At 65.2% G+C, this 25,199-nt stretch carries 20 protein-coding genes; 14 read left to right on the top strand and 6 right to left on the bottom strand.

What is annotated here, in order from left to right:
* Positions 1-2: 2 nt before the first annotated feature.
* Positions 3-968 (bottom strand): homoserine kinase, encoded by a 966-nt coding sequence (locus tag ACWCIA_RS15210; protein WP_454164608.1) that lies wholly within the window; start codon positions 966-968, stop codon positions 3-5.
* Between the two features lie 93 nt (positions 969-1,061).
* Positions 1,062-1,619 (bottom strand): DUF2782 domain-containing protein, encoded by a 558-nt coding sequence (locus tag ACWCIA_RS15205; RefSeq protein ID WP_454164606.1) that lies wholly within the window; start codon positions 1,617-1,619, stop codon positions 1,062-1,064.
* Between the two features lie 176 nt (positions 1,620-1,795).
* Between ACWCIA_RS15205 and polA the strand changes: the two genes are divergently transcribed.
* The 4 genes from polA to ACWCIA_RS15185 all read left to right on the top strand — a co-directional run bounded on the left by polA (position 1,796) and on the right by ACWCIA_RS15185 (position 7,749).
* Positions 1,796-4,534 (top strand): DNA polymerase I, encoded by a 2,739-nt coding sequence (polA, locus tag ACWCIA_RS15200; protein WP_454164604.1) that lies wholly within the window; start codon positions 1,796-1,798, stop codon positions 4,532-4,534.
* A 38-nt stretch (positions 4,535-4,572) separates the two neighbouring features.
* Entirely contained in the window at positions 4,573-4,968 is a 396-nt protein-coding gene (locus ACWCIA_RS15195) for a GFA family protein (RefSeq protein WP_454164602.1), read from the top strand.
* A 27-nt stretch (positions 4,969-4,995) separates the two neighbouring features.
* Positions 4,996-7,269 (top strand): ATP-binding protein, encoded by a 2,274-nt coding sequence (locus ACWCIA_RS15190; RefSeq protein ID WP_454164600.1) that lies wholly within the window; start codon positions 4,996-4,998, stop codon positions 7,267-7,269.
* Between the two features lie 87 nt (positions 7,270-7,356).
* Positions 7,357-7,749 (top strand): VOC family protein, encoded by a 393-nt coding sequence (locus ACWCIA_RS15185; RefSeq protein WP_454164598.1) that lies wholly within the window; start codon positions 7,357-7,359, stop codon positions 7,747-7,749.
* 13 nt (positions 7,750-7,762) lie between these two features.
* Here the strand turns inward: ACWCIA_RS15185 and ACWCIA_RS15180 are convergent, their stop codons facing one another.
* Positions 7,763-8,494, bottom strand: coding sequence for an SHOCT domain-containing protein (locus tag ACWCIA_RS15180; RefSeq protein WP_454164596.1), 732 nt, complete (start codon positions 8,492-8,494; stop codon positions 7,763-7,765).
* A gap of 243 nt (positions 8,495-8,737) precedes the next feature.
* Here ACWCIA_RS15180 and ACWCIA_RS15175 point away from each other — a divergent pair, with 243 nt between their 5' ends.
* The 5 genes from ACWCIA_RS15175 (at position 8,738) to ACWCIA_RS15155 (ending at position 14,135) form a co-directional block, all read left to right on the top strand.
* Positions 8,738-9,010, top strand: coding sequence for a hypothetical protein (locus ACWCIA_RS15175; protein WP_454164594.1), 273 nt, complete (start codon positions 8,738-8,740; stop codon positions 9,008-9,010).
* Between the two features lie 200 nt (positions 9,011-9,210).
* Positions 9,211-9,426 carry a hypothetical protein gene (locus ACWCIA_RS15170; RefSeq protein ID WP_454164592.1) on the top strand — a complete coding sequence of 72 codons (216 nt, stop codon included), beginning with the start codon at positions 9,211-9,213 and terminating at the stop codon, positions 9,424-9,426.
* A gap of 90 nt (positions 9,427-9,516) precedes the next feature.
* Positions 9,517-11,232, top strand: a complete 1,716-nt coding sequence (locus ACWCIA_RS15165) for a hypothetical protein (RefSeq protein WP_454164590.1) — start codon at positions 9,517-9,519, stop codon at positions 11,230-11,232.
* 658 nt (positions 11,233-11,890) lie between these two features.
* Positions 11,891-13,708, top strand: a complete 1,818-nt coding sequence (locus ACWCIA_RS15160) for a M2 family metallopeptidase (protein WP_454164588.1) — start codon at positions 11,891-11,893, stop codon at positions 13,706-13,708.
* Between the two features lie 241 nt (positions 13,709-13,949).
* On the top strand, positions 13,950-14,135 hold the full coding sequence (locus ACWCIA_RS15155) for a hypothetical protein (RefSeq protein WP_454164587.1): 186 nt from the start codon (positions 13,950-13,952) through the stop codon (positions 14,133-14,135).
* Between the two features lie 88 nt (positions 14,136-14,223).
* On the opposite strand, the gene ACWCIA_RS15150 is transcribed toward ACWCIA_RS15155, so the two are convergent.
* From ACWCIA_RS15150 to ACWCIA_RS15140, 3 genes are all read right to left on the bottom strand, one after another.
* On the bottom strand, positions 14,224-15,360 hold the full coding sequence (locus tag ACWCIA_RS15150) for a PQQ-dependent sugar dehydrogenase (RefSeq protein WP_454164586.1): 1,137 nt from the start codon (positions 15,358-15,360) through the stop codon (positions 14,224-14,226).
* A gap of 325 nt (positions 15,361-15,685) precedes the next feature.
* A complete protein-coding gene (locus tag ACWCIA_RS15145) occupies positions 15,686-16,807 on the bottom strand; it encodes a metallophosphoesterase (RefSeq protein ID WP_454164584.1) in 1,122 nt (373 codons plus the stop codon).
* A gap of 299 nt (positions 16,808-17,106) precedes the next feature.
* Positions 17,107-18,018, bottom strand: a complete 912-nt coding sequence (locus ACWCIA_RS15140) for a LysR substrate-binding domain-containing protein (protein WP_454164583.1) — start codon at positions 18,016-18,018, stop codon at positions 17,107-17,109.
* Between the two features lie 100 nt (positions 18,019-18,118).
* Between ACWCIA_RS15140 and ACWCIA_RS15135 the strand changes: the two genes are divergently transcribed.
* The 5 genes from ACWCIA_RS15135 (at position 18,119) to ACWCIA_RS15115 (ending at position 25,142) form a co-directional block, all read left to right on the top strand.
* Entirely contained in the window at positions 18,119-19,210 is a 1,092-nt protein-coding gene (locus ACWCIA_RS15135; RefSeq protein WP_454164581.1) for a tartrate dehydrogenase, read from the top strand.
* A gap of 115 nt (positions 19,211-19,325) precedes the next feature.
* Entirely contained in the window at positions 19,326-19,955 is a 630-nt protein-coding gene (locus tag ACWCIA_RS15130; RefSeq protein WP_454164579.1) for a GIN domain-containing protein, read from the top strand.
* 172 nt (positions 19,956-20,127) lie between these two features.
* Positions 20,128-21,348 (top strand): DUF4382 domain-containing protein, encoded by a 1,221-nt coding sequence (locus tag ACWCIA_RS15125; RefSeq protein WP_454164577.1) that lies wholly within the window; start codon positions 20,128-20,130, stop codon positions 21,346-21,348.
* A 266-nt stretch (positions 21,349-21,614) separates the two neighbouring features.
* Positions 21,615-22,712, top strand: a complete 1,098-nt coding sequence (locus tag ACWCIA_RS15120) for a diguanylate cyclase (RefSeq protein ID WP_454164575.1) — start codon at positions 21,615-21,617, stop codon at positions 22,710-22,712.
* 78 nt (positions 22,713-22,790) lie between these two features.
* On the top strand, positions 22,791-25,142 hold the full coding sequence (locus tag ACWCIA_RS15115) for a PAS domain S-box protein (protein ID WP_454164573.1): 2,352 nt from the start codon (positions 22,791-22,793) through the stop codon (positions 25,140-25,142).
* Positions 25,143-25,199 lie beyond the last annotated feature (57 nt).

Here is a 25,199-nt window from a genome sequence, read left to right as displayed (position 1 = left end):
ATTCATTCGTGGTGGGCCAAGCCCGGCGCCGGGTTGGCAATGCGGTCGCGCAGGATGCGCTCGAAATGGGTCGGATCGTGGGGCGTGAGCATTTCTGCGGCACGCGGCACGTGCAGGTCGTACAGGCGCGACAGCCAGAAGCGCAACGCGGCGGCGCGCAGCATCGGCTGCCAGGACGCGATCTCGTCCTTGGTGAACGGTCGCACTGCCGCATAGGCGGCCAGCAGGGCCTGCACGCGCGGCAGGTCGAGCTCGCCCGTGTCCAGGTCGATGCACCAGTCGTTGACGGTCACGGCCAGGTCGTACAGCCAGGTGTCGACGCCGGCGAAATAAAAGTCGAAGCAGCCGGTCAGGCGCTCGCCGACGAACATGACGTTATTGCGGAACAGGTCGGCATGCACGGGGCCGCGCGCCAGCCGCGCATAGGTGTCGGTCGCGGCAAAGGCGGCCTGGCAGGCGACCTCGTCCTGCAGCAGGCGGGCATTTTCCGGCGTCAGGTAAGGCAGCACGCGCGGCGCCGTCGCCTGCCACCAGTCCAGGCCGCGCAGGTTCGGCTGCACCAGCGGGAAGTCGTTCGCCGCCAGGTGCATGCGCGCCAGCATGGCGCCGACCTCGGCACAATGCGCCGGCTGCGGGTCCATCTGCGAGCTGCCGTCGAGCTTGCTGACGATGGCTGCCGGCTTGCCCTGCAGGCTGGCCACCAGTGCGCCATCTGCATTGGCGACTGGAGCCGGCACCGGGATGCCGCGCTCGGCCAGGTGGCGCATCAGTTGCAGGTAGAAGGGCAACTGCTCGAAATCGAGGTTTTCGAAGATCGTCAGCACAAACTCGCCGCGCTCGGTGGTCAGGAAGAAATTACTGTTCTCGATACCCGAGGCAATGCCTTTGAGTGCCAGTGGGTGGCCGAGGGGAAACTGATCCATCCACTGGGTGAGGTCATCGAGCGTGACCGCGGTGAAAACTGCCATTATGCGAGCAACGAATTGGTGGGTCGGCGAAAAACTGGGAAGCTGCCGGTCCGGACTGCCGGAACCAGCAGGTCATGTCGGTTGTCTGTCTGTTCAGCGGGTGGCCGGCAGAGGCGGCGGTGGCGGCACCTCGGCCGGGCGCAGCATCTCGGTCGTTGCCGGCGGTACGGTGCCGGCCGGCGCGCCGGTGGCCGGCGCAGCCGGCTTGGCCGCGCCCGCGCCTGCCGGGGCTGCAGCGGCTGCCGCCGCGGCGGCCTGCGCTTCCGCAGCCGCTTTCCTCTTGGCATTCAGGTCGAATTCCATCACCTGCCATTGCGGCGCGCGGAAGGCGCTGCTCTGGGCGTCGCCCGCCTGCGCGTTGCCGGCCGGCTGGTTCGGGCGCATCATGTAGCGGCTCTTGCCGCTTTGCACTTCGATCTCGGTGACCTGGCCGTTGTTGCGCTTTTCGCGGATTTGCGTGCCGCGGCGCGGTTCGATCCGGGTAGCGGGCTCGTCGCTGCCTGCCTCGATCGGTTCCGTGGCCGGCGGCTGGCCGGTCGGCTGCGCGGGTGGCTGCGCCGGGGCGGCCGTCTGCGCGCCCGCAGTTCCCGCAGCGGCAAGCGACGCAAACAAGAGGAGGGAAGAGGTCAGGCGGGGAAATGTGCGCAGCATGATGGTCACCTTGATCGTTTGGACCATTGTAACAAACAGACACCGTTCCCTGTGAAAAGTGTACCGATGACCCCATATACCAGGCTGTACCGCAACGCCGGCGTTGCGCTTTCGCCATGCCGGATTCTGCGATAATGACAGCTACCTTGGCGCAAGCCGGCTCTATACACATTCCCATGCAAAATACCCTGCTGCTCGTTGACGGTTCCAGCTACCTGTACCGCGCCTTCCACGCCTTGCCCGACCTGCGCGGCCCCGACGGCCACCCGACCGGGGCGATGCACGGCATGGTCAACATGCTACGCCGCCTGCGCGCCGACTATCCCGCGGCCTACATCGCCTGCGTGTTCGATGCCAAGGGCAAGACTTTCCGCGACGACATGTATGCCGACTACAAGGCCACGCGCGCCTCGATGCCGGAAGACCTGAAAAAGCAGATCGAGCCGATCCACGAGGTCGTGCGCCACATGGGCTGGCCGATCCTGATGGTCGAAGGCGTGGAAGCGGACGACGTGATCGGCACGCTGGCCGTCCAGGCCGCCGCCAAGGGCATGAACACCATCGTCTCGACCGGCGACAAGGACCTGGCGCAACTGGTCAACGACAAGGTCATGCTCATCAATACGATGAGCAACGAAAAGCTCGACGAAGCCGGCGTGCTGGCCAAGTTCGGCGTGCCGCCGAACCGCATCATCGACTACCTGACCCTGATCGGGGACACGGTCGACAACGTGCCGGGCGTGAGCAAGTGCGGCCCGAAGACGGCCCTGAAATGGCTCAGCCTGCACGGCTCGCTGGACGGCGTGATCGAGAACGCCCATTCCATCGGCGGCGCGGTCGGCGAAAACCTGCGCTCGGCCCTCGAATGGCTGCCGCAAGGGCGTCAACTGATCACCGTGAAGACCGACTGCGACCTGGTAAATCACGTGGTGTCGATCGAGGAAACCCTGATCGGCCGCCCGGAAGACAAGGACGCGCTGCGCGACTTCTTCCAGCGCTATGGCTTCAAGACCATGCTGCGCGAACTGTCGGCCGGCCCCGGCGTCGGCGCACCTGCGCTCAATTCCCCGGAAGGCGCCCAGGAAACCCTGCCGGGCATGCCGATCATCAAGGGCGAATACGAACTGGTCACCACCTGGGAGCAGCTCGACAGATGGCTGGCCCTGGCGGACGCCGCCGAGCTGACTTCGGTCGACACCGAAACCACCTCGCTCGACCCGATGACGGCGCAGATGGTCGGCATCTCGTTGTCGACCGAAGCGGGCAAGGGCGCCTACATCCCGGTGGCGCACCGCTACGCCGGCGTGCCCGAGCAGCTCCCGCGCGAAGAGGTACTCGAGCGCATGCGCCCCTGGCTGGAAAACCCGAACAAGCCCAAGCTCGGCCAGAACCTGAAGTACGACATGCACATCTTTAACAACCATGGCGTGACCCTGCGCGGGATCGTCCATGACACGCTGCTGCAGTCCTACGTGTTCGAGTCGCACAAGCCGCACGACATGGACACGATGGCGATGCGCCACCTCGGCTACACGACGATTCCGTTTGTCGACGTGTGCGGCAAGGGCGCCAACATGATCTGCTTCGACCAGGTGGAACTGAACCGCGCGACCGAATACGCGGCCGAGGATTCCGACATCACCCTGCGCCTGCACCAGACCATGCTGCCGCACGTCACGGCGGATAAAGGCCTGACCTACATCTACGAAAAGATCGAGCTGCCGACCCAGATCGTGCTGCAAAAGATCGAACGCAACGGCGTCCTGATCGACGCCGAAAAACTGGGCGCACAATCGCGCGAAATCGGCGCGCGCCTGATGGAACTGGAAACCCAGGCCTATGAACTGGCCGGCGGCCCGTTCAACCTCGGTTCTCCTAAACAGATCGGCGAGATCTTCTTCGGCAAGCTGCAACTGCCGATCATCAAGAAGACCGCCACCGGCGCGCCCTCGACCGACGAGGAGGTGCTGCAAAAGCTGGCCGAGGACTACCCGCTGCCGAAGGTGCTGCTCGAGCACCGCGGCCTGGCCAAGCTGAAGTCGACCTACACCGACAAGCTGCCGACCATGGTCAACCCGAACACGGGCCGCGTGCATACCAACTACGCGCAGGCCGTGGCGATCACCGGCCGCCTCGCCTCGAACGATCCGAACCTGCAGAACATCCCGGTCAGGACAAGCGAAGGCCGCCGCATCCGCGAAGCCTTCATTGCGGCGCCGGGCAACCGGATCGTCTCGGCCGACTACTCGCAGATCGAGCTGCGCATCATGGCGCACATCTCGGGCGACGAAGCGATGCTGCGCGCCTTCGCGGAGGGCGAGGACATCCACCGCGCCACCGCCGCCGAAGTCTTCGGCGTCGCCCTCGACGAGGTGGAAAACCAGCAGCGCAGCTATGCCAAGGCGATCAACTTCGGCCTGATCTACGGCATGAGCGCGTTTGGTCTGGCGGCCCGCCTCGGCATCGAGCGCGCGGCGGCGGCGAGCTACATCGAACGCTATTTCGCGCGCTTCTCGGGCGTGAAGCAGTACATGGACGAAACCCGCGCCGCCGCCAAGGCGCGCGGCTATGTCGAAACCGTGTTCGGGCGCCGCCTGTGGCTCCCCGAGATCAACTCGCCGAACGGCCCGCGCCGCGCCGGCGCCGAACGGGCCGCCATCAACGCGCCGATGCAGGGCACGGCGGCCGACCTGATCAAGCTGGCGATGATCGCCGTGCAGGACTGGCTGGAAGCGGAAAAACTGGGCACGCGCATGGTGATGCAGGTGCACGACGAACTGGTGCTGGAAGTGCCGGAAGCCGAGCTGGAACTGGTGAAGGGCAAGCTGCCGGAACTGATGGCGGGCGTGGCCGAACTGAAGGTGCCGCTGGTGGCCGAGACCGGCGTCGGCAGCAACTGGGAGGAAGCGCACTAAGCGCGTCGGGCCAGCCGCACCATGTCAGGGGAGGACGCTTGATCACACGACTTGCCGCCTGCAGCTGCGGCCAACTGCGGGCCCGCGTCACCGGCGACCCGGTGCGCGTCTCCATCTGCCACTGCCTGAACTGCCAGCGCCGTACCGGGAGTCCCTTCGCCCAGCAGGCGAGGTTCCCGCGCGAACAGGTGACGCTCGCAGGGCAGTCGACGCGCTACGTCCTGGCGGGCGACGAAGGCTCGCACGCCAGCTTCCACTTCTGCCCGCACTGCGGCGCCACGGTCTGGTATGAGGCCGAGGGGCTCGAGGCGTATATCAGCATTCCCGTCGGCGCCTTTGCCGAACCGGATTTCCCTGCGCCGACAGTGTCCGTCTACGAGCAGCGCATGCACCGCTGGGTCGTGCCGCCGGCCGGCGCCGAGCATATCCCCTGAGTCCATCCGGACATCACAAGAAGAAGAATGAAGACGCGTACCTATCTTGCTGCCATCGTCCTGTCGGTCCTGGTCCCGCTGTTCGCGCTGTCCGCGTGGGGACTGTATCTGCTGCTGGAAAAGGAAAAGGAAGCGCGCCTGGATGCGGTAGAGGAGAAGGCGCGCTCCATCGCCCTGTCGATCGACAAGGAGCTCGTCAAAGCGGAAGGAGCGCTGCGCGTGATCGGCCAGACCGAGCACATGGCGCAGGAGGATTTTGCGTCCCTGTACGCGCTCATGCGCAAGACAATCACCTCCGCCGATTCCTGGGCCGTCGTGTATGGCGCCGATGGAACCATGCTGATGCACACCCACCATCTGCTGGGCGCCATCTTCACCGAAGGGCCGAATGCCTGGGTGCCTGCCGCGATCGCGCTGCAAAAGCCCAGCGTGACGAATCTGCGCGAGGGCCGTGCCGGCAAGTGGAAGGTGGTCTCGGTGAACCTGCCCGTGAAAAGCGCCAGCGGACGCCAGTTCCTGCTGTCCCACACCTTCCACGTCAGCCACATCACGCAGCTGCTGCACCGCCGCGACTTGCCGCCAACCTGGGTGGTAGGCGTGTTCGGCGACGACGGCATCACGATCGCGCGCAACCTGCGCGAGAAGGAGTTTGTCGGCATGCCAGTGCGGCCCGGGCTCTACAAGGCTGCGTTGGCCAAGGCCCATGGCCGGATCAAGAACCTGACGCGCGACGGGTTCTGGGCCTACAGCACGTTTACCCGTGCAACCCGGGCCAGCTGGACGGTATCGATCGCGGCGCCCGAGGAAGAGATCAACAGCCCGGCACGCACGGCGACCCTCATCGCGGCACTGGCGCTGGCGATCGGCCTGGTCGGGGCGGTCCTGGGCGTGCTCCTGTTCGCGCGCCGGCTCACCGGCTCGTTCGACCTGACGCTGGCCGCGGCGAAATCGCTGGAAGTCGGGAAGATCCCGGTCGTCGTGCCGTCCGGCGTGATCGAAGCCGACCTGCTGCAGCGGGCCATGCACGACGCCGGCGTCAAGCTCGAGGCGGAGAACCAGGCCAGGCAGCAGCTCGAGCGGGAACGCGAGCAGCTCCTGCTCAGCGAGCGCGAGGCGCGGCGGGCGGCGGAGAACCAGAACCAGGCGAAAGACGAATTCCTCGCCATGCTGGCCCATGAGCTGCGCAATCCGCTAGCCCCGATCATGGCCGCGGCCCACATGCTCAAGCTCTCGGGAGGGACCGAAGCGATCGTCAAGCGCACGAGCGAGATCATCGTGCGCCAGGTGGACCACATGAAGTCCCTGATCCACGACCTGCTGGACGTCTCGCGCGTCACCCGCGGGCTGGTGGCGATCGAACGGCAGCGGGTCGATATCGGCTCGGTCGTCCAGAGCGCCGTCGAGCAGGCCGAACCCCTGGTCGCGTCGAACCGGCACCAGCTGCTGGTCGACGTGCGTACGCCGGACGCGGTCGTGCTGGGCGACAGGAAGCGCCTGGTCCAGGTCCTGTCCAACCTGCTGCACAATGCCGCCAAATACACGCCTTCGGGCGGCAGGATCGCGCTCACCGTCGATACCAGGGAGCGCCAGCTGGTGCTGAGCGTGACCGACAACGGCATCGGCATCGACCCGGCCCTGATGCCCCACGTGTTCGACCTGTTCAAACAGGCGCGGCGCACCGCCGACCGTTCGCAGGGCGGCCTCGGGCTGGGGCTGGCGCTGGTGCGCAGCATCGTCGCGCTGCATGGGGGAGAAGTCGAGGGGCACAGCGAGGGCGCGGGGAAGGGAACCCGCTTCACCATCACGCTGCCGCTGCTGGCCGGGCAGGCGGTGCAGGAAGAGGGGCAGGGGGCAGCCCAGGAGGTGGCGCAGGAGCCGGCACGGGACGGCGCCGGCATCCGCGCCGAGCCCCTGGAGCTGATGATCGTCGACGACAACCTCGACGCGGCGCGCACCCTGGCCGCCCTGCTGGAAGCGAAAGGGCACGGGGTCACGGTGATGGCCGATGCGCATGGCGCCATCGAGCACAGCCGCCGGGCGCCGCTGCCACTCTACATCCTCGACATCGGCCTGCCCGACCTGGACGGCTACGAGCTGGCGCGCCGCCTCCGCGCGTCGCCCGGCACGGCCCATGCGGTCCTGGTCGCGCTGACCGGCTACGGGCAGATGCACGACCAGGACCGCGCCTTCGCCGCCGGTTTCGACCACCACTTCGTGAAACCGATCGACATCGCGGCGCTCGACCGCATCCTGGCGGCCACGGCCGGGCAGATGCGCGAGCGGCGGCGCGGGGCCGCCTAGGAGGACTGGCCGGGCGCAGGCCATTTTTCTTGCCCGGCAGTGAAGGCTCTCGTACACTCGGCATCCCGACCAACCAGGAGACAGCCCATGTTCAGTCACGTCGTACTCGGTTCGAACGACATCGAACGCTCGAAGCGCTTTTATGATGCCGTCCTCGGCGTACTCGGGGCCGGCGAGCCTTTTGTGACCAAGGCGCCCACCGGCCAGAACCGGATGTTTTACCGGCACGACGGCGGCACCCTCGGCATCACCGAGCCGATCAACGGCGAAGCCGCCACCTGCGCCAACGGCGGCACGATCGGTTTCCGCTGCAATTCGCCCGAGCAGGTAAAACAGTTCCATGACACGGCGCTGGCGCACGGCGGCACCTCGATCGAGGACCCGCCGGGACTGCGCGAGGGCGGCATGGGCGCGATGCACCTGGCCTATGTGCGCGACCCGGACGGCAACAAGCTCTGCGCGCTGTACCGGGTCAAGTAAGAGAGCGTCGTTCCTAGCTGTTTGCGAGCAGCTTTTCCTTCTGGCGCGCGAATTCCTCGTCGGTGAGGACGCCGGCCGTACGCAGCTGGGCCAGCTTGCCCAGTTCGTCGGCCACGGAGCCTGTGTGCGGCGCAGGGGCAGGTGCAGGCTGGCGCGAGCGGGCTTCGGCGTCCGCGCGCTTGACGAGGATGTCGAGGATGCCGTGCCAGTGGCGCGCCTGGCCCATCGCCTGCCTGTGCGCGCTGCCGTCCTTCTCGTCCTCTTTCTCCATGAAGGCGACATCATGCACGGGCGACGCGGTGTCGTTCACGACCAGGCGCAGGTCGACCCGCGTGATCGTGCCCGAGGTCTCCGTCTTGCCGGACAGGCCGCCGATGATGGCCCCGACGTCGCCGTACAGCGCGTGACCGGCCACCGCCCCGCCGATCTGCGACATGCGCATCGTCCGGGTCACCGAATTCCCGTCCTCGAACAGTTCGGCCGACAGCAGGTCGCTCGCCGGCAGGACGCGCGGCGCGTAGCCGGCGGCGGTGCGCGTGATCAGGCAGACCTTGTGCCGGCCTTCGTCCACCGCCAGGCCCGATTGCGCGTCGCAGCCCATGATCATTTGCGTCGGCGAGAAGTCCGGCATTGCGCGCAGGCGCGCTCCCAGGTCGTCCTCGCGGGCGTTTTGCCGGTAGCCCTTGTAGACCGTCAGGACGATGAAGCCAATGACAAGGAGGAGGACCCAGACGGACGTATCCATTGTGCGCGAGCGGAATTGAAAGAGGCCATGTTGCCATGCAATTTTCGCAGCAGCAATGAAATTGGCGGCGCGTTCACTCTTTTCATGCGTCGCGAGGCCTGCGTGCGCGTGCGCTCCTGCACTCATACAGCAATTATTTTTCAAGCAGGCCGTGCCGCTGATGTGGACAAGATGCTACGATTTTGCGCGGGCAGGGTCCGCTTGCCTGCGTGTAGACGACGCTGACCTTCAAAGGAGCTGGGCATGAAAACGGTAGCAGCAGCACTGGCAGTCGGGATGACCCTGGTATTGGCGGGCTGCGCCATGCCGGAACGGAAGACGGAGGCCGAACTGGCCGGCGCGGCGCCGGCAGGCATGGCGGCGAGCAACGCCGTCGGACAAGACGAGCATCAGATGACCGGCAGCCGCCTGCCAAAACGCGTGTCGACCGACCGCATGCTCAAGTCCGTCGGTTCGCGCGACGCGCGCGACGCGCTCGAGACTTCCCCGCGTCCGCTCGATTCGAGCGGCGGTTGACGCAGCCGGCACCTGCGCTGGCCGGATGCCTACTGCGATGCCTGGGGCAGGCCGAACTGCTTGCGGCAGCTGCGGCCGCCAGGCGCAGCTGCGCCAGTCAGCTTCTGCGGCTTGCCCGCCACACCGTTACGATTGAAGACAATTTCTAAGCGCCACCGCCTGTAGACTTGATGCTTTGTCAATACAACCCAGGTCTCTGCATGGCGAAAGTGGAACGGCGCAACGGCATACTCGAGAACATCATCGACCGCGGGATCACGCTGGATGGCGAGAACGGTTCCCTGGTCGCGTGGATCTATCTCCAGCGACACGGCGTGGCGCCCGAGACCATCCTGCGCGTCCTGTCGACACCGGGCCGGCGGCGCAATGGCGCAAACTCTGGTACAACGGCAGGCACTGCTGTCGAGGAGCACTGACAACGCCGTCCGTCCGCATGCGGCCCGTGCAGCGCATGCCTGCACGAGGCAGCCCACCCTTTATGATGCTTAACGTTCGGTGCTTTCCGCTTGGCCCATCTGCTCTCCGCCCTGTTTCATTTCCTGCGACGTAATCTCTTCCTGTTCACCGCCATCGTGCTCGTCCTCGCTTCAGGAAACTGGATCCAGGGCGAATGGCGGCGCATCCAGGCCATCGTCGACGAGCTCCCGGCACTCCGGGCTGCGCACGGGGAGGTCGCCGCGCGCCAGGCGGCACTGGCCGACGAGACGGCCCGGAAAATCAGGCAGCTGTCGGGCGCGCCCGTGCGCCGGCTCGATGCGGAAATCCTTGCCCTCGACCGGGAGATCGGCCGCCTGCAACGGGAACAGGCGCAGGGACCGCGGCTGCCGGACGTATTCGCGGGCGCCGATGCGATGGCAGCGCGCTTGCGGGAAGCAGCCGTGCGCAGCGTCGAACTCGAACTGCGGCGCCAGGAGCGCGCTTACCTGCTCGCCCTGCGCGCCCATCTTGTCGTCCTGGGCGACCGCCAGGCGGCACTGGCGAAGCTCGAGCAGCTGCGGCTGACCTCCTTGAACGCGTATGCGGCCTTGCGGCGCGTGGAGACGCAACGGATAGAACTTGGAAAGACTGCAGAAACCCGCGTGAAGCTTTTCTTCACTGACGAACACCGGCAAGCGCAGAAGCTCGATCGAGACATCACCCTACTCAGGGCCGCAGCCGCCAGGACGCTGCGGGACTTCCTGGCGCAGCAGGCGCTCATCAGGCGGCTCGCAACGCCCGTGGCGCCGGCCGCATTCCAGGTCGACGCGCAGCGCCTTGCCGCCGCCGCCACGCCGCTGCGCGAAGGGCTGCTGCGTGCCGAAAACCTGGCGGCGCAGAACGCGGTCTGGCAGGCCTACCTGGCCGTGCGTCCGGTGCTGCCCGCGGCGCTGGCCGTGCTGCTCGCTTGGTGGCTGGTTCCGGCGGCCCTCCGCAGCGTTTTCTATTTCGTGCTGGCGCCGCAGGCCGCGCGCCGGCCGCCGATCGTGATCAGGGAGGCACACCGTCCGCCGCTGTCGAAGCTGCCGCCGGGCCGCGACGGCGCGCGCATCTCCGCCGTGTCGCAGCGCGTGCTGCTGGCGCCCGGTCATGAGATGCTGATCCGCCCTGAATACTGCCAGAGCCAGCCCGCGGGCCTCACCGTCACCACGAAACTGCTGTTCGACTGGCGCCACGGGTTCACCAGCATCGCCGCCCGCCTGTGGATGCTCAAGCGCCTGCGCACTGCGCGCGAAGCGGAGATCGTGGTGTCCCCGGTCGCCGACGCGCTCGATGAAGTGGCCTTGCTGGAGATCGGCGCCGGGGAGGCCGTCGTGCTCCAGCCGCGCGGACTGGTCGGCGTGATCCACCGGACGGGGCAGCCGCCGGCGATCCGCAGCCACTGGCGCCTCGGGACGCTGCACGCCTGGCTGACGCTGCAACTGCGTTACCTGGCCTTCGAAGGGCCGGCGACCCTGGTCGTGAAGGGATGCCGTGGGGTGCGGCTCGAGAGCGCCACGAGCGGCCGGACGATCAGCCAGGACGCCACCCTGGGCTTCAGCGCCCACGCCCTGTATGGCACGGTGCGCGCCGAACCCTTCCTGCCGTACCTGATGGGCGCCCAGCCGCTGTTCCACGACAGCTTCGACGGCGCCGGCGCGTATTACCTGTACGAGGAAGTGCCGCGCAACGCGCGACCCGGACGGCGGCGGCAGAATCCGCTGGAAGTACTGGTCGATGCGGGCCTGAAGGCATTCGGTATCTAAGAAGGCTTGATAAAACCTTTTACTTGCCGTCGTGGAAACAATACCTCACACTTGGCCAATGACCGCTATCGGCCAAAAGCGGGCGTGCTGCTAACGAGCTAGCGTTCGTCATCAACACATGTGCAAATGATGGGTTACGAATACAAGATCACTGTTTCTCTTCCACCCGATGTGTCCGACACGATATTGCAAAAGGCTGGTCGGAACTCTGCCTCGCCTGTCGCTGGAGGCTACGAATATAGGGATGCAGGAGGTTCTGGTTTGCCCAGTGCATTCGCGAAGGCCGAGGCATACGGTTTCTATTTCTGCACAAACGGAAGACATGGCCTAGGCGCAGAAGTCCTCGGATATATCGTATCTGCTGCGGCTGAGTTTAGTAAGGTGGCATTCGAGGAGCTTGAATGATTTCAAAATGTCGGCTCCGGGTCGATAGCGGCCGCTACCATACGTCCGCAATAGGTCGAAAACAGACGTCACATTAGGTTCGCGATCGGCTAGAAACAGCCCCTCGCTAGAGCGCTTGCAGAGCTGCACCTAGAGCATCGTTCACAAAGGCCCGAATCGGCCGAAACTTCTTTGCAAGAGCGGCGCTTGGCTATACTGTTGGCAACCTTGTACAACAAAGCCGGCCCATCCAACAAAGGAGACAAGCTTGACAATGCCCCGCCCATCCCGCCTCGCCGCAATGTTCGCGCTCACCGCCATCGCCGCCGCCGCCAACGCGCTGGCCGCGCCGAATGCGAAACCGACCGTCGCCGAGGCCGAGAAGTTCATTTCGGCCACCGAAACCCGCTTCGCCAGCGAATACGACGACATCGTTCGCGCCCAATGGATTGGCGCCAATTTCATCACCGACGACACCGAGGCGATTGCGGCCCACTTCGGGGAAAAGGCCTTGAACTCGCAGGGCGAAGCGGCCCTGGCCGCACGCCGCTACAACGGCCTCAAGCTCAAGGAAGACGCGGCGCGCAAGCTCAAGCTGTTGCAGCTGACCTTGATGCTGTCCGACCCGAAGGAGCGCGCCGACTACGCGGGCAAGCAGGCCGCCTTGTCCGGCGCCTACGGCAAGGCCAAGTACTGCCCGAACGGGGAGCAGGGCGCCTGCCTGGCGCTGGGCGAGCTGGAAAGGATCCTGGCCACCAGCCGCGATCCGGCCAAGCTCAAGGACGCCTGGAGCGGCTGGCACCAGCAGGCCCCAAGCTACAAGCAGACCTATGTCGACTATGTCGTCTTGTCCAACAAGGGCGCGCGCGAAATGGGATTCGCCGACACCGGCGCTCTGTGGCGCTCGCAGTACGACATGAAGCCGGAGCAGTTCGCCGCCGAGATGGAGCGCATGTGGCAGCAGGTCAGACCGCTATACGAATCGCTGCACACCTACACTCGCCTGAAGCTGCGCCAACAGTACGGCGCGGCCGTGGTGCCGGCCACCGGTCCGGTGCCGGCCCATCTGTTCGGTAATATGTGGAGCCAGGACTGGCAGCACATCTATCCGCTGCTCAAGCCGGCAACCGGCGCCAGCAGCTTCGACCTCACCAAGGTACTGGTCGAGCGCAAGACTTCAGCCAAGGAAATGACCCAGTACGCGGAACGTTTCTACACCTCGCTCGGCATGCCGAAGCTGCCGGCAACCTTCTGGACGCGCTCGCTGCTGACCAAGCCGGCCGACCGCGAGGTGGTCTGCCACGCATCGGCCTGGAGCCTGGATCGCATGGACGACGTGCGCATCAAGATGTGCATCCGGCCGACGGCCGAAGACTTCAAGGTCATCCACCACGAGCTGGGCCACACCTATTACCAGCTGGCTTACAAGAAGCAGCCGATCCTGTTCCAGAACGGCGCCAACGACGGCTTCCACGAAGCCATCGGCGACACGGTCGCGCTGTCGATGACGCCAAGCTACTATCAGCAGCTCGGCTTCATGGACAAGGCGCCCGAGCCGAATGCCGACATCGGCGAATTGCTGCAGGTGGCCCTGTCCAAGGTGGCCTTCCTGCCGTTTGCCTACTCGGTCGATAAATGGCGCTGGGATGTGTATGCAGGCAAGGTCAAGCCGGAGGACTACGACAAGACCTGGTGGCAGTTGCGCGAGCAGTACATGGGCGTGAGCCGTCCGGCGCCGATGGCCCCGGGTGGTTTCGATGCCGGCGCCAAGTACCACGTGGCGGCTGACGTGCCGTATGCACGCTACTTCCTGGCCCACCTGCTGCAGTTCCAGCTGCACCGTTCGCTGTGCGCGGAGGCCGGCTACAAGGGACCACTGCACCAATGCTCGATCTATGGCAGCCAGAAGGCGGGCGCCAAGTTGCAGACCCTGCTGGAAATGGGGGCCAGCAAGCCATGGCAGGAGGCGCTGAAGGCGGCCACGGGCGAGGACAAGATCGACGGTTCGGCCTTGCTGGATTATTTTGCGCCGTTGAAAATCTGGCTGGATGAGCAGAATAGGCAGTTGGCGGCTGTTGAGGTCAAGAAGTAAATCAGCAGAAGGATTGGTCGTTGCGGTGGCTGGGCAGATACACTTGTCCGGCCACTTCTGTCTTGAGCACCGTGAACCGGTACGTTCGCACTATTTTTTTGGGCATGGCGGGCGTTTGGTAACGGCTGCTGCCGGCCAAGAGCGGAAGTTCTTAAAGGTCCGCAGTTTGTGAGTGCGACAACATGCTATGCTCGTTTTAGTAGCCATTTTTGCTCTGAGAAACACATCTGAGGAGAAAGCAATGGACGTACGCGCAATCGGTCTGACGATCACTGTAGTTTTCATTGCCTATGTCGTCATTAAGTTGTGGAAGGCTTTTGATTCCCCGGATGGCGAGCGTTATTTGAAGCGCCGTCTGCAAGGACCTTTTGTGCCGCTGAATCCAGATGAGCAAGCTCACGACAAGGCACGCAAACTCGACAGTTGAGTGTCTGCTCTGGGTCGTAAGCGGACGCTACACTAGGTCCGCTTCCGGCCAAAAGCGGGCATGCCCGCGCCACGCAGTTCCCGCTGGCCTACCTCTTCGGTGTCAGCATCAGCAGCCGGCCTCGCGGACCGTCCTCGAGCAGCCATAGCGCGCCATCCGGCCCGGTGCGAACGGCGCGGATGCGTTCGCCCATGTCCCAATGGTCCACCATGCTCGCGTTCTCGCCGTCGAGAGCGATGCGGTCTAGCGACTTGCCCGAGAGGCCGGTGATGAAGAGGGAATTTTTCCACTTCGGGAACAGGTCCGCATCGTAGTAGGCGAGGCCGCCTGGTGAAATGGCCGGATTCCAGGACACTTTCGGGGGTTCGAAGCCGTCGCCAGGTGCGTGGTTGGGGATGTCCCGGCCGTCATAGTGGCTGCCGTTCGATGCTCTCGGCCAGCCATAGTTGAGGCCTGGCTTGATCAGGTTGATCTCGTCGCCATGACGCGGTCCCATCTCCATTTCCCACAGGCGCCCCTGCCTGTCGAAGGCTATACCCAGCAGATTGCGGTGGCCATACGACCAGACGGCTGCATGGAAGCCCCTGGCCGCGAGCGGGTTGCCGGCGGCGGGCGTGCCGTCGAGGTTCAGGCGCAGCACCTTGCCGAGCGTCGACCTGGGCTCCTGCGCCGGATCGAAAAGCTGGCGGTCGCCACTGGTGAAGAAGAGATACTTGCCATCGGGCGAGAAGCCAATACGGCCCGAATAGTGCCCACCAGTCGAAGCGTCCTGGGCGCGGAAAATGACCTTTGTACCCTTGAGCGCGCCGCCTGCCTGATCCAGTGTCGCAGTGGCGAGCGCGACCCGGGTGTCAGCACCGGGACCTGCTTCGGAGTAGCTGAAGTAGAGCAGCTTGCTGGCCGCGAAATCGGGAGCGGGCACGATGTCCATGAGCGCGCCCTGACCCTTGCTGCTGACGGCGGGTGTGCCGGATACCGTCCGCTTGGTCCCGGTTGCGGGATCGAACAGGATCATCGTCCCCTCCTTTTGCGTCACCAGCACGTTGCCGTCGGGCAGGAATGCCATGGCCCATGGGCTCTTGAATGTGCCGACTGGCTTCACCTCGAACGGCAGACCGCCAGTCGTGGTTGCACTGGCTTGCGCGTTTGCGGCCGCCGGGGCGGCGGCGAACGCGAGCAGAGTGAGCGAGAAAGTAGTGGCAAGGCCGAGCATGCTCAAATTCATGTTTCCAGATCTCCATCGGGGATTGATGCCAGGTTGTTGAGTCGAAAGGTATGCCAACGTGCGCCAGGTCGGCATGCAGATGCCTTCAGCACGGCTGCTTCGACAGCACCGAACCTTCAAATTGGCCGCGCGCCGGGCATGTACGTCACGATCGTGTGCGCACCCGTCGCCCACGCGCCGCGAAGTATGCGCCGGCGCTGTTGTTCCAAAGGGGCGGTAGGAAGTGTAGAGCAAAACTCCCATTGCAGACGCTGCGCTCGTCGCGGCCGGCTAGTGCTGCCCCTTGGAGCCTCATAACCGCCTGTATCGCTGTTGGAGCGCGAGATCAAGGCGTCTGACGCCGCAGCGTGATGCGCGTCAGCTCGGCAGGCACGCCAAGCCGAAGCGCGAAGCCCGGCCAAAGTGCCGTGCCATTGTTCAGGTACAGCGTCATGCCGTCGACGTCGTAGCGGCCTGAAACGAAGCCATTGTTCGCCCGTGCCACCACGCGATCGAGGCCGATGATCATGCCGCCATGCGTATGGCCGGACAATTGCAGCGCGACGCCACGGCTGGCTGAAAAGCGGGCATTCCTGGGCTGGTGATCGAGCAGCACGACTGGCACGCCGGCCGGCGCACCGCGGAGCGCCGCATCAAGGTCGGGCGCAGGAGCGCCGGTGCGAGAAGCAGTCACGTCGTTCACGCCGGCGAGCACCAATTGCCCGCTACCTCGACGGATGATGGTATGGCTATTGTCCAGAGGCCTCATGTTAAGCCCCGCAAAATACGCCATCCATGCGCGGTGGCCAAAAAAGTACTCGTGATTACCGGGGATGACCCAGATTCCGTCCGGAGCGCGCAAGTCACGCAGCGCGGCTACGTCGGCCTCGCGCTGCGCGACATTGCCATCGATGAGGTCACCGGTGATGACCACCAGGTCCGGCCGGAGCGCATTCGCATCATCGACGACCTTGCGCGTCCATGCTGCGTCGAACAGGCGACTGATGTGGAGGTCGGTCAGATGCAACACCCGATAGCCGTCGAATTCGCGCGGCAAGTCCTTCACTGTAATCTGTATGTCCTTCAACGGCGGCGGCTTGATCGCCTGCATGACGCCGAGCGCGGCCAGCAGCATGGCTGTGACGCCGATCGCGCCGCGCAGGCGCGCAGCGATCAGCACGCGACGACGCTGGATCAGTGCGAACATCAGTGCGCCGACATCGAGCAACAGTTGGAACACAGCCAGCAGCAACATGGCGCCAAAGGCCCAGTTGAACAGGATGATGAGAGATTTTGAAAATTCCGGCGAAAACACGCTGCCGGAAGAAAAGCGCGACCACAGGTGATATTGCGAGGCCAGCGCCAACACGACGGCGCCAGCCAGCTTTGTGCGCCCAGATAACGGCAGCGGCAATAGCCAGCGCACCAGCACGACCACGCAGGGCAAACTGAACATCAGATGGAACATCAGGTGCGCTCCATTCGCTTCCAGTTGCGGTTGGGGTCGGCAGGATTGCCGTGCGGGGGTTTGGTGACGCCCGCAGATACCAAGAAGAAAATACGCATCATGCCTTGTGTCCGAACTGTCGAACAGGTAAGCATAGCGTAGATTGCGTGAAGGCACGGGCAGCGGTCTGATTCTGCGTTCCACATGCAGGCTGTTTCGGATAAACCACAGCTTGACAGGAAGCTCATCGGGCGCCCCTTTCGCTTGCTTGCTTGCTCGCTCGTCTGTTGGCGGTATGCCGACCGGTTTTGCCAGGCGTACTACATGTCGCCGTCGCGCGGCAGCGCCAGGTGCTGCTCCAAAAATTCCACGCACACGCGTAGCTTCGCCGAGCCGGCCAGGCGCTGCGGATAGACGGCCCACACGTTCGCCTCCTGCGTGTACTCGGGCAGCACCTGCACCAGGGTGCCGGCGTCGAGCAGGGGCTGGGCGTCCCAGCGCGAGCGCAGCACGATGCCGGCGGCGTCGCAGGCCCAGCGCAGCGCGATCTCCCCGTGGTTGGTCGAGAGCGGCCCCGACACCTTCACGGTTTCTTCGCCATTCCTGCCGCGCAGGCGCCAGACGCCGAAGGGGTGGTCGCGTTCCTTGATGGGCAGGCACTGGTGGCCGGCGAGGTCCTGCAGGGTTTTCGGGGCCCCGTGGCGCGCGAGGTAGGCGGGGGCGGCGCACAGGATGCGCGTGTTGGCCATCAGCTTGCGGGCGATCAGGTGCGGGGCGATCTCGTCGCCCACGCGCACGTCGAGATCGAAGCCTTCGGCAACCGGGTCGACCAGGCGGTCGAAAACCTCGAAGCGCACCTGCAGACCGGGGTAGGCGGCGACCAGCCTGGCGATCGCGGGCGCCACCAGGTTGCGTCCGAAGCCAAAGCTGCTGCAGATGCGCAGCTGGCCGGCCGGGTCCTGGCGCCGCCCGGAGACTTCGTCGACCAGGTCGGCCAGGCTGTCGAGGATGGTTTGGGCGCGCGCATACACCTGCTCGCCGTCCTCGGTGATGACGACGCGGCGCGTGGTGCGCTGGAACAGGCGCACGCCCAGGATGCCTTCCAATACACCGATGCGCTTGCTGACATAGGCCGGCGACATGCCGAGCTCTTCGGCTGCGGCCGCGAAGCTGCTCTTGCGCACCACGGTGACGAACACCCGCAGGTCGTCGTTTTCGATGGGATTGTTCACGTAGCGTGGCCTTTGGTATCACGAATTAGCTGATTATAAACGTCCTGTATTCGTTTATCCTGAGCGTATTCATACCCTGAGCACCCTGGAGGAGACACCCATGAAGACCCATAAGATCGCCGTGATCGCCGGCGACGGCATCGGCAAGGAAGTCATGCCCGAAGGCCTGCGCGCCCTCGACGCCGCCGCCACCCGCTTCGGCATCAAGCTCGAATTCACCACCTTCGAATGGGCCGACTGCGACTACTACGCGAAACACGGCAAGATGATACCGGACGACTGGAAAGCGCAGCTCGACGGCTTCGAGGCGATTTATTTCGGCGCGGTCGGCTGGCCCGATACGGTGCCCGACCACATCTCGCTGTGGGGTTCGCTGCTGAAGTTCCGCCGCGAATTCGACCAGTACGTGAACCTGCGCCCGGTGCGCCTGATGCCCGGCGTGCCGTGCCCGCTGGCGAACAAGCAGCCGGGCGACATCGATTTTTACGTGGTGCGCGAAAACACGGAAGGCGAATACTCCTCGGTCGGCGGGCGCATGTTCGAGGGCACCGAGCGCGAACTGGTGCTGCAGGAAGCCGTCTTCACCCGCCACGGCACCGACCGCATCCTGAAATACGCTTTCGAGCTGGCCCAGCGCCGCCCGAAAAAGCACCTGACCGCCGCCACCAAATCGAACGGCATCGCCATCTCGATGCCCTACTGGGACGAGCGCGTGGCCGCCATGGGCGAGCAGTACGGCGACGTCAAATGGGACAAGTACCACGTCGACATCCTCGCCGCCCGCTTCGTGCTCTCGCCCGAGCGCTTCGACGTGGTGGTCGCCTCGAACCTGTTCGGCGACATCCTGTCCGACCTCGGCCCGGCCTGCGCCGGCACCATCGGCATCGCGCCTTCGGCCAACCTCAACCCGGAGCGGACCTTCCCCTCGCTGTTCGAGCCGGTCCACGGTTCGGCGCCCGACATCTACGGCAAGAACATCGCCAACCCGATCGCCATGATCTGGTCGGGCGCGATGATGCTCGACTTCCTGGGGCAGGGCGACGCGCGCTACACCGCAGCCCACGACGCCATCGTGCACGCCATGGAAACCTGCCTCACCCAAGGGCCGCGCACGCCGGACATGGGCGGCGACGCCAACACGACCCAGGTCGGGGAGGCGATTGCCGAGTACCTGCGCACGCAAACGGCGTGACAACCTTGGCTGCCCGCGCAGCACGGGCAGCCAATTCTGCAGTCCGTCGCAAAAACCACACCCGGTGCGGCGCCCCAATTTACGATGGCCTCACTTTCATCCAGAGGACACCATCATGCGCCGTCTCGTACTCGCCCTTAGCCTGGCTTTCGCCGCCACCGCCACCCATGCCGCCGACCAGGTCCGCGCCGCCGCGCCCTTCACCGCGATCAACGTGCAGGGTCCGATCAGCGTGACGGTCGACGCCGGCGCGGCCCGGCAGTCGGTGCTGGTGCGCGGCAGCGACCGTTTCGTCGATAACGTCGTCAGCGAAGTCGTCGACGGCGAACTGCGCCTGCGCATGCGCGACAAGAGCTTCAATACCATCAGCGGCGAAGACCGCCTGGTCGTCGTCAAGGTGGGCCAGCTGCGCGCGTTCAGTGTCGAAGGCGCGGGCGAAATCAAGCTCAACAACGTACGCGGCGAGCGGCTCGACGTGAACTACCGCGGCGCCGGCCGCATGGAGGTCAACGGCAAAGTGAACACCTTCAGGATGCGGGCCGAAGGCGTGGGCGAGGTCGATACCAAAGCCCTGATCGCCAGGGACGCCGACGTGCGCTTCCAGGGCGTGGGCGACGTCAAGGTGTATGCCAGCGACAGGCTCGACGTGGCGGTGCAGGGCATGGGCAGCCTCAGCTATTTCGGCAAGCCGCGCTCGGTCAACAAGTCGGTGTCCGGGCTGGGTTCGGTCAGCGCGGCGGAGTAGGTTCCGGATGGCGCCTGGGCCGTTCAAGATGTAAAGTTGTGTTAAGCCAACAGTTAAATGTTTCAGTTGTAATGAAACGTTTCAAAGTGCGCGATTTCACACAAAAGTTGCCTTGAGGAATGCTAGAGTCCTTTCAACGCCTGTCTGGCGAGCAACCATTGAAAGGATTTCCATGCAATTTACTCCGCTTCGTTCCTGCCTCATCCTTGGCGGCCTGATCGCAGTCTCCACGCTGACCGCCTGTGGCGGCGGAGGCGGAGACTCGGCACCGGCCGCACCGGCGCCGGTCGCCACGATGGGCACCCTGAACGTCGCCATGACCGACGCCCCGGCCTGCGGCTTCGACGCCGTCAACGTCACCGTCACCAAGGTGCGCGTCAACAAGAGCGCCGCCGCGAGCGACACGGATGCCGGCTGGACCGACATCACGCTGGCCACCCCGAAGAAGATCAACCTGCTGAACCTGACCAATGGCGTGCTCGAAACCCTGGGCCAGACCTCGCTCGAGGCCGGCCAGTACAACCAGCTGCGCCTGGTGCTCGACGGGAACGCGAGCGGCACCGCCAACACCGTGCTGGCAACCGGCAGCAAGACCGAGCAGCCGCTGGAAACGCCGAGCGCGGTGCAAAGCGGCATCAAGCTGAACGGTTCGTTCACGGTGGAAGCCGGCGCCCGCGCCGACGTCGTCATCGACTTCGACGCCTGCAAGTCGGTCGTCACCCGCGGCAAGGGCGCCTACGCGCTCAAGCCGGTGGTCAAGATGCTACCGAGCGCCATCAACGGCATTTCCGGCGTCATCAGCCCGGCACTGCTGGTCAACAACGTGACCGTATCGGCCCAGCAGAACGGCACGATCGTCAGCGCCACCACGCCGAACGCCACCACCGGCGAGTTCCTGCTGTCGCGCCTGGCCCCGGGCAACTACGACGTCGTGATCACGGCCGACAACAGCGCCGCCGCCGTGATCGGCGCCGTGCCGGTCGCCTCGACCACCAGCACCACCTCGCTCTCGACCACGGCCGCGCCGCTGACGCTGGCCGCCAGCGCCATGGGCAGCATCGGCGGCACCGTCACCATGACCCCGCCGAGCAGCACCGAGGTGGCCTACGTCGCGGCCAAGCAGAGCTTTGCGGCCGGCCCGACGGTGACCATCAAGTACCAGGGCGCGGACCTGGCCACCGGCGCCTACACGATTGCCAACCTGCCGGTCGCCGCGCCGCAGTTCGTGGCCTACACCACGGCGCGTCCGCTGGTCTTCGCGGCGGCCGCCAATGTGACCGGCGGCACCTACCGGGTCGACGCCTCGGCCAACGGCTACGCGGCCAAGAGCGTCGACGCGGTCAGCATCGCCACCGGCAACCAGGCCGGCGTGAACTTCACGCTGACGCCGTAATCGGCCCAGCGTGAGACGGACAGCCGGGCGCCAGCGAGCGGCGCCCGACTGTGTTGTTGTATAGAAACTATCAGCGCTTTCCTGTTTCTTTCCTGATGTAAATATCTCGACTTTGATATGCGTATTCGGTAAAGTCTGAACGGTTGTGCACTTCTGTGCCATGCATTCCCGCATCCGTATCCGAACCCGATGACGCATCAGATTGATCGAGCCACGCCCCTGCATCGCAGGCAAGCCAGCCGGATCCTCCCCGGGGGAGAGCGGCCATGAGCGTACTGCGCCGCCTCGCCGTCTTCCTGATCAGCGAAGAGCCCGGCCTGCACCGGATGCTCCAGTATTGGGCAGCAACCTGCGTGCTCTACGTCGTCTGCATCGGCCTGCTGATGGCACAGGTCGGCCAGGGCCTGAGCAATGCTGCCGCTGCGCACGGCCTGGCCATGTTCGGCGCCTGCGGCGCCAGCGCCTTCTACCTGCTGATCCGGGCCAACGCCCGCCTGAAACTCGCGCCCGACCAGCTCGCGGTCGCCCAGGCCGTTTTTTCGCTGACCTGCGCCATTTGGGGCTACGCCATCTCCGGGCCGCTGCGCGCGGCCATGCTGTCGATGACGGTCGTCATCATCGTGTTCTGCATGTTCGCCCTGCGCCCGCGCCAGACCCTGATGCTGTCCGCCAGCGCCGTGCTCGGCATGGGCGCGACCATGTGGTGGATGCAGTCGGTGGACCCGGTGCGCTTCCCGCCGGCGACCGAAGCGATCACCTTCGGCTACCTCGCCGGCGCCCTGATGTCGACCGCGCTCCTGAGCGGCGAAATGAGCAAGCTGCGCACGCGCCTGAAATACCAGAAGGGAGAGTTGTCGGAAGCGCTCGAGACGATCCGGTTGCTGGCCACCGTCGACGAACTGACCTCGCTGGTCAACCGCCGCCACATGAACGGCGTGCTCGAGGCCGAGGAGCGCCGCCAGGCCTTTGCCGACGACACCTGCATCGCCCTGATCGACATCGACTTCTTCAAGCAGGTCAACGACCGCTACGGCCACGCCGGCGGCGACGCCGTGCTGCGCGCCTTCGCCGCCGCGGCACGCGCATCGCTGCGCACCCGCGACGTGCTGGCGCGCTGGGGCGGCGAGGAATTCCTGCTGCTGCTGCCTGATACGGCCGCCTTGGATGCGCGCGCCGTGCTCGAGCGCATGGCCGAGCGCGTGCACGCCATGGCCGTGCCGGGACTCGAGGGCGTGCGCATCAGCTTCTCGGCCGGCCTGGCCACGCGCCATCCAGGCGAGCCCTGTGACGAGGTCATCGGGCGGGCGGACAGGGCGCTGTATCACGCCAAGGAAACCGGGCGAGACAGGATCGTGCTGGCTTGAGGGACAGCCGGGGCCAGGCCTGGAAGATGCTTTCACCCAAGTGTGCTATCGTCCGAGCCTACCCATTCCGAGTTCCGCATGTCCGAATTTCAACCCGTCACCGCCTCGGAGAACGAGCACAAGCTGAGCGATAGCGAAGCGCACTATCGAACCTTGTTCGACACGATCGACGAAGGTTTTTGTGTCGTCGAGTTCATCGACGGCCCGCGCGGCCCGCTATCGGACTATGTGCACCTGGAAGCCAATCCGGCGTACATGCGTCATGCCGGCATCTCCCACATCGTCGGCAAGACGGCGCGCGAAGCGCTGACGGAAAGCGAGGCCGATGCCTGGGTGGCGATCTTCCGCAACGTGCTCCAGACGGGCGAGCCGGTCCGCTTCGAACGCAAACTCGAAGCCACCGACCGCCACCTCGAGGCGGCATGCTTCCGCATCGAGCCGGCCGCCAGGCGCCAGGTCGCGATCATTTTCAAGGACATCACCGCCCGCAAGACTGCGGAAACCAGGCTGTGGGAGCTCAACCAGACGCTGGAGAGCCAGGTCGCCGCGCGCACGGCCGAGCGCGACCACATGTGGAATATCTCGCCCGACCTGATGCTCGTCATCGACTTCGAGGGGGTAATCAGGCGCGTCAATCCTGCCTGGGAGGAACTGCTCGGCTACGTGCCGGAAGAACTCGTCGAACGACACGTGAACGCGTTCGTTATTTCCGAGGACCATGCTGCAGCGGTCAGCGCCTACCGAAAGGCGGCGGCCGGCGGCCGGCTTGCGATCGAAAACCGCTACCGGCACAAGGACGGTTCTATCCGCTGGATTTCCTGGGTGGCGGCGCCGGCCGGCGACATGATCTATGCGATCGGCCGCGACATCACGACAGAGAAAAAGCATGCAGCGGAACTGGTCACGCGCACCGCGGAGCGAGACCGCCTCTGGGATCTTTCGCAGGACATGCTGGCCCGGGCCAATTATGAAGGGACCATGTCCGCCGTCAGCCCGGCGTGGACCAGTGTCCTGGGCTGGAGCGAGGGCGAACTGCTGACGCGTCCTTATGCCAGCTTCATGCACCCCGACGACATGCCCGGCACGCTGGCCGCCATCACGCGGATGGCCGAGAGCCACCAGCCGACCCGGTTCCAGAACCGCATCGCCACCCGGGAGGGCGGCTGGAAGCATATCGAGTGGACCGTGGCGCCGGAGGCGGAGGGCGAGAATTTCGTCGCCGTCGGGCGCGACCTCAGCGCCAACAAGGCGCACGAAGCCGAACTCGCCCTGGCGCAGGAAGCGCTGCGCCAGGCGCAGAAGATGGAGGCCGTCGGCCAGCTGACGGGCGGCCTGGCGCATGACTTCAACAACCTGCTGGCGTCCATCAGCAGCAGCCTGCAAGTGCTGAAACTCAAGCTGCAGCGCGGCCAGTACGGCGCGCTGGACCGCTATATCGAGATCGGCGAATCGTCGGTCCGGCGCGCCGCCTCGCTGACCCAGCGGCTGCTGGCCTTCTCGCGCCGGCAGACGCTCGACCCCAAACCCACCGACGTCAACCGCCTCATCGCCGGCATGGAAGAGCTGATCCGCCGCTCGGCCGGTCCCACGGTCGTGGTCGACGTGCTGAGCGAAAAAGACCTCTGGCTGACGAAAGTCGATCCGTCGCAGCTGGAGAACACGCTCCTCAACCTGTGCATCAACGCCCGCGACGCGATGATGCCGGACGGCGGCACCTTGCAGCTCGCGACCACGAATACCTCGGTCGACGAGCGCACCGGCGAACGCGACATCCCGCCAGGCCAGTACGTCCTGCTCTCGGTCACCGATACGGGCAGCGGCATGCCTCCCGAGGTGATGAGCCGCATCTTCGATCCCTTCTACACCACCAAACCCCTGGGCGAGGGCACGGGCCTGGGCCTGTCGATGGTCTACGGCTTCGTGCGCCAGTCGGAGGGCCAGGTGCGCGTGCAGTCCGAGGTGGGACGCGGCACCACCATGTCCCTGTACCTGCCGAGGTATGCCGGCGCCATGCAGGAAGAACAGCCCGAGGATGCGCTCACCATCAAGTCGGGACAGGGCGAGACGGTGCTCCTCATCGAAGACGAGCACGCGCTGCGCGACATCGTCGAGGAAATCCTGGCCGATGCCGGCTATCGTGTGCTGACGGCGCATGACGGACCTGCCGGCCTGCAAATACTCGACTCGGATGTGCATATCGACCTGTTGGTTACCGATGTCGGCCTCCCCGGAGGATTGAATGGCCGGCAGGTCGCCGACGCCGCCCGCATGCGCCGTCCGACGCTCAAGGTGCTGTTCGTGACCGGGTATGCAAATACCGCGGCCGTCGGGAATGGCCAGCTCGATCCTGGAATGGAAGTGATGACGAAGCCGTTCGAGATCAGCGCGCTCGCGCATAAGGTGCAGATGATGATCGGCGCCCGTCTGTAGCAACGAGGCCAGGCAAATAATTCCATGAATTAACTGATGCGCACAGGCTGCCCCAAT

This window comes from Massilia sp. SYSU DXS3249 (assembly GCF_053668055.1).
Note: the sequence above shows the minus strand (reverse complement) of the source record. Positions and strands in the feature narration are given on the sequence as shown.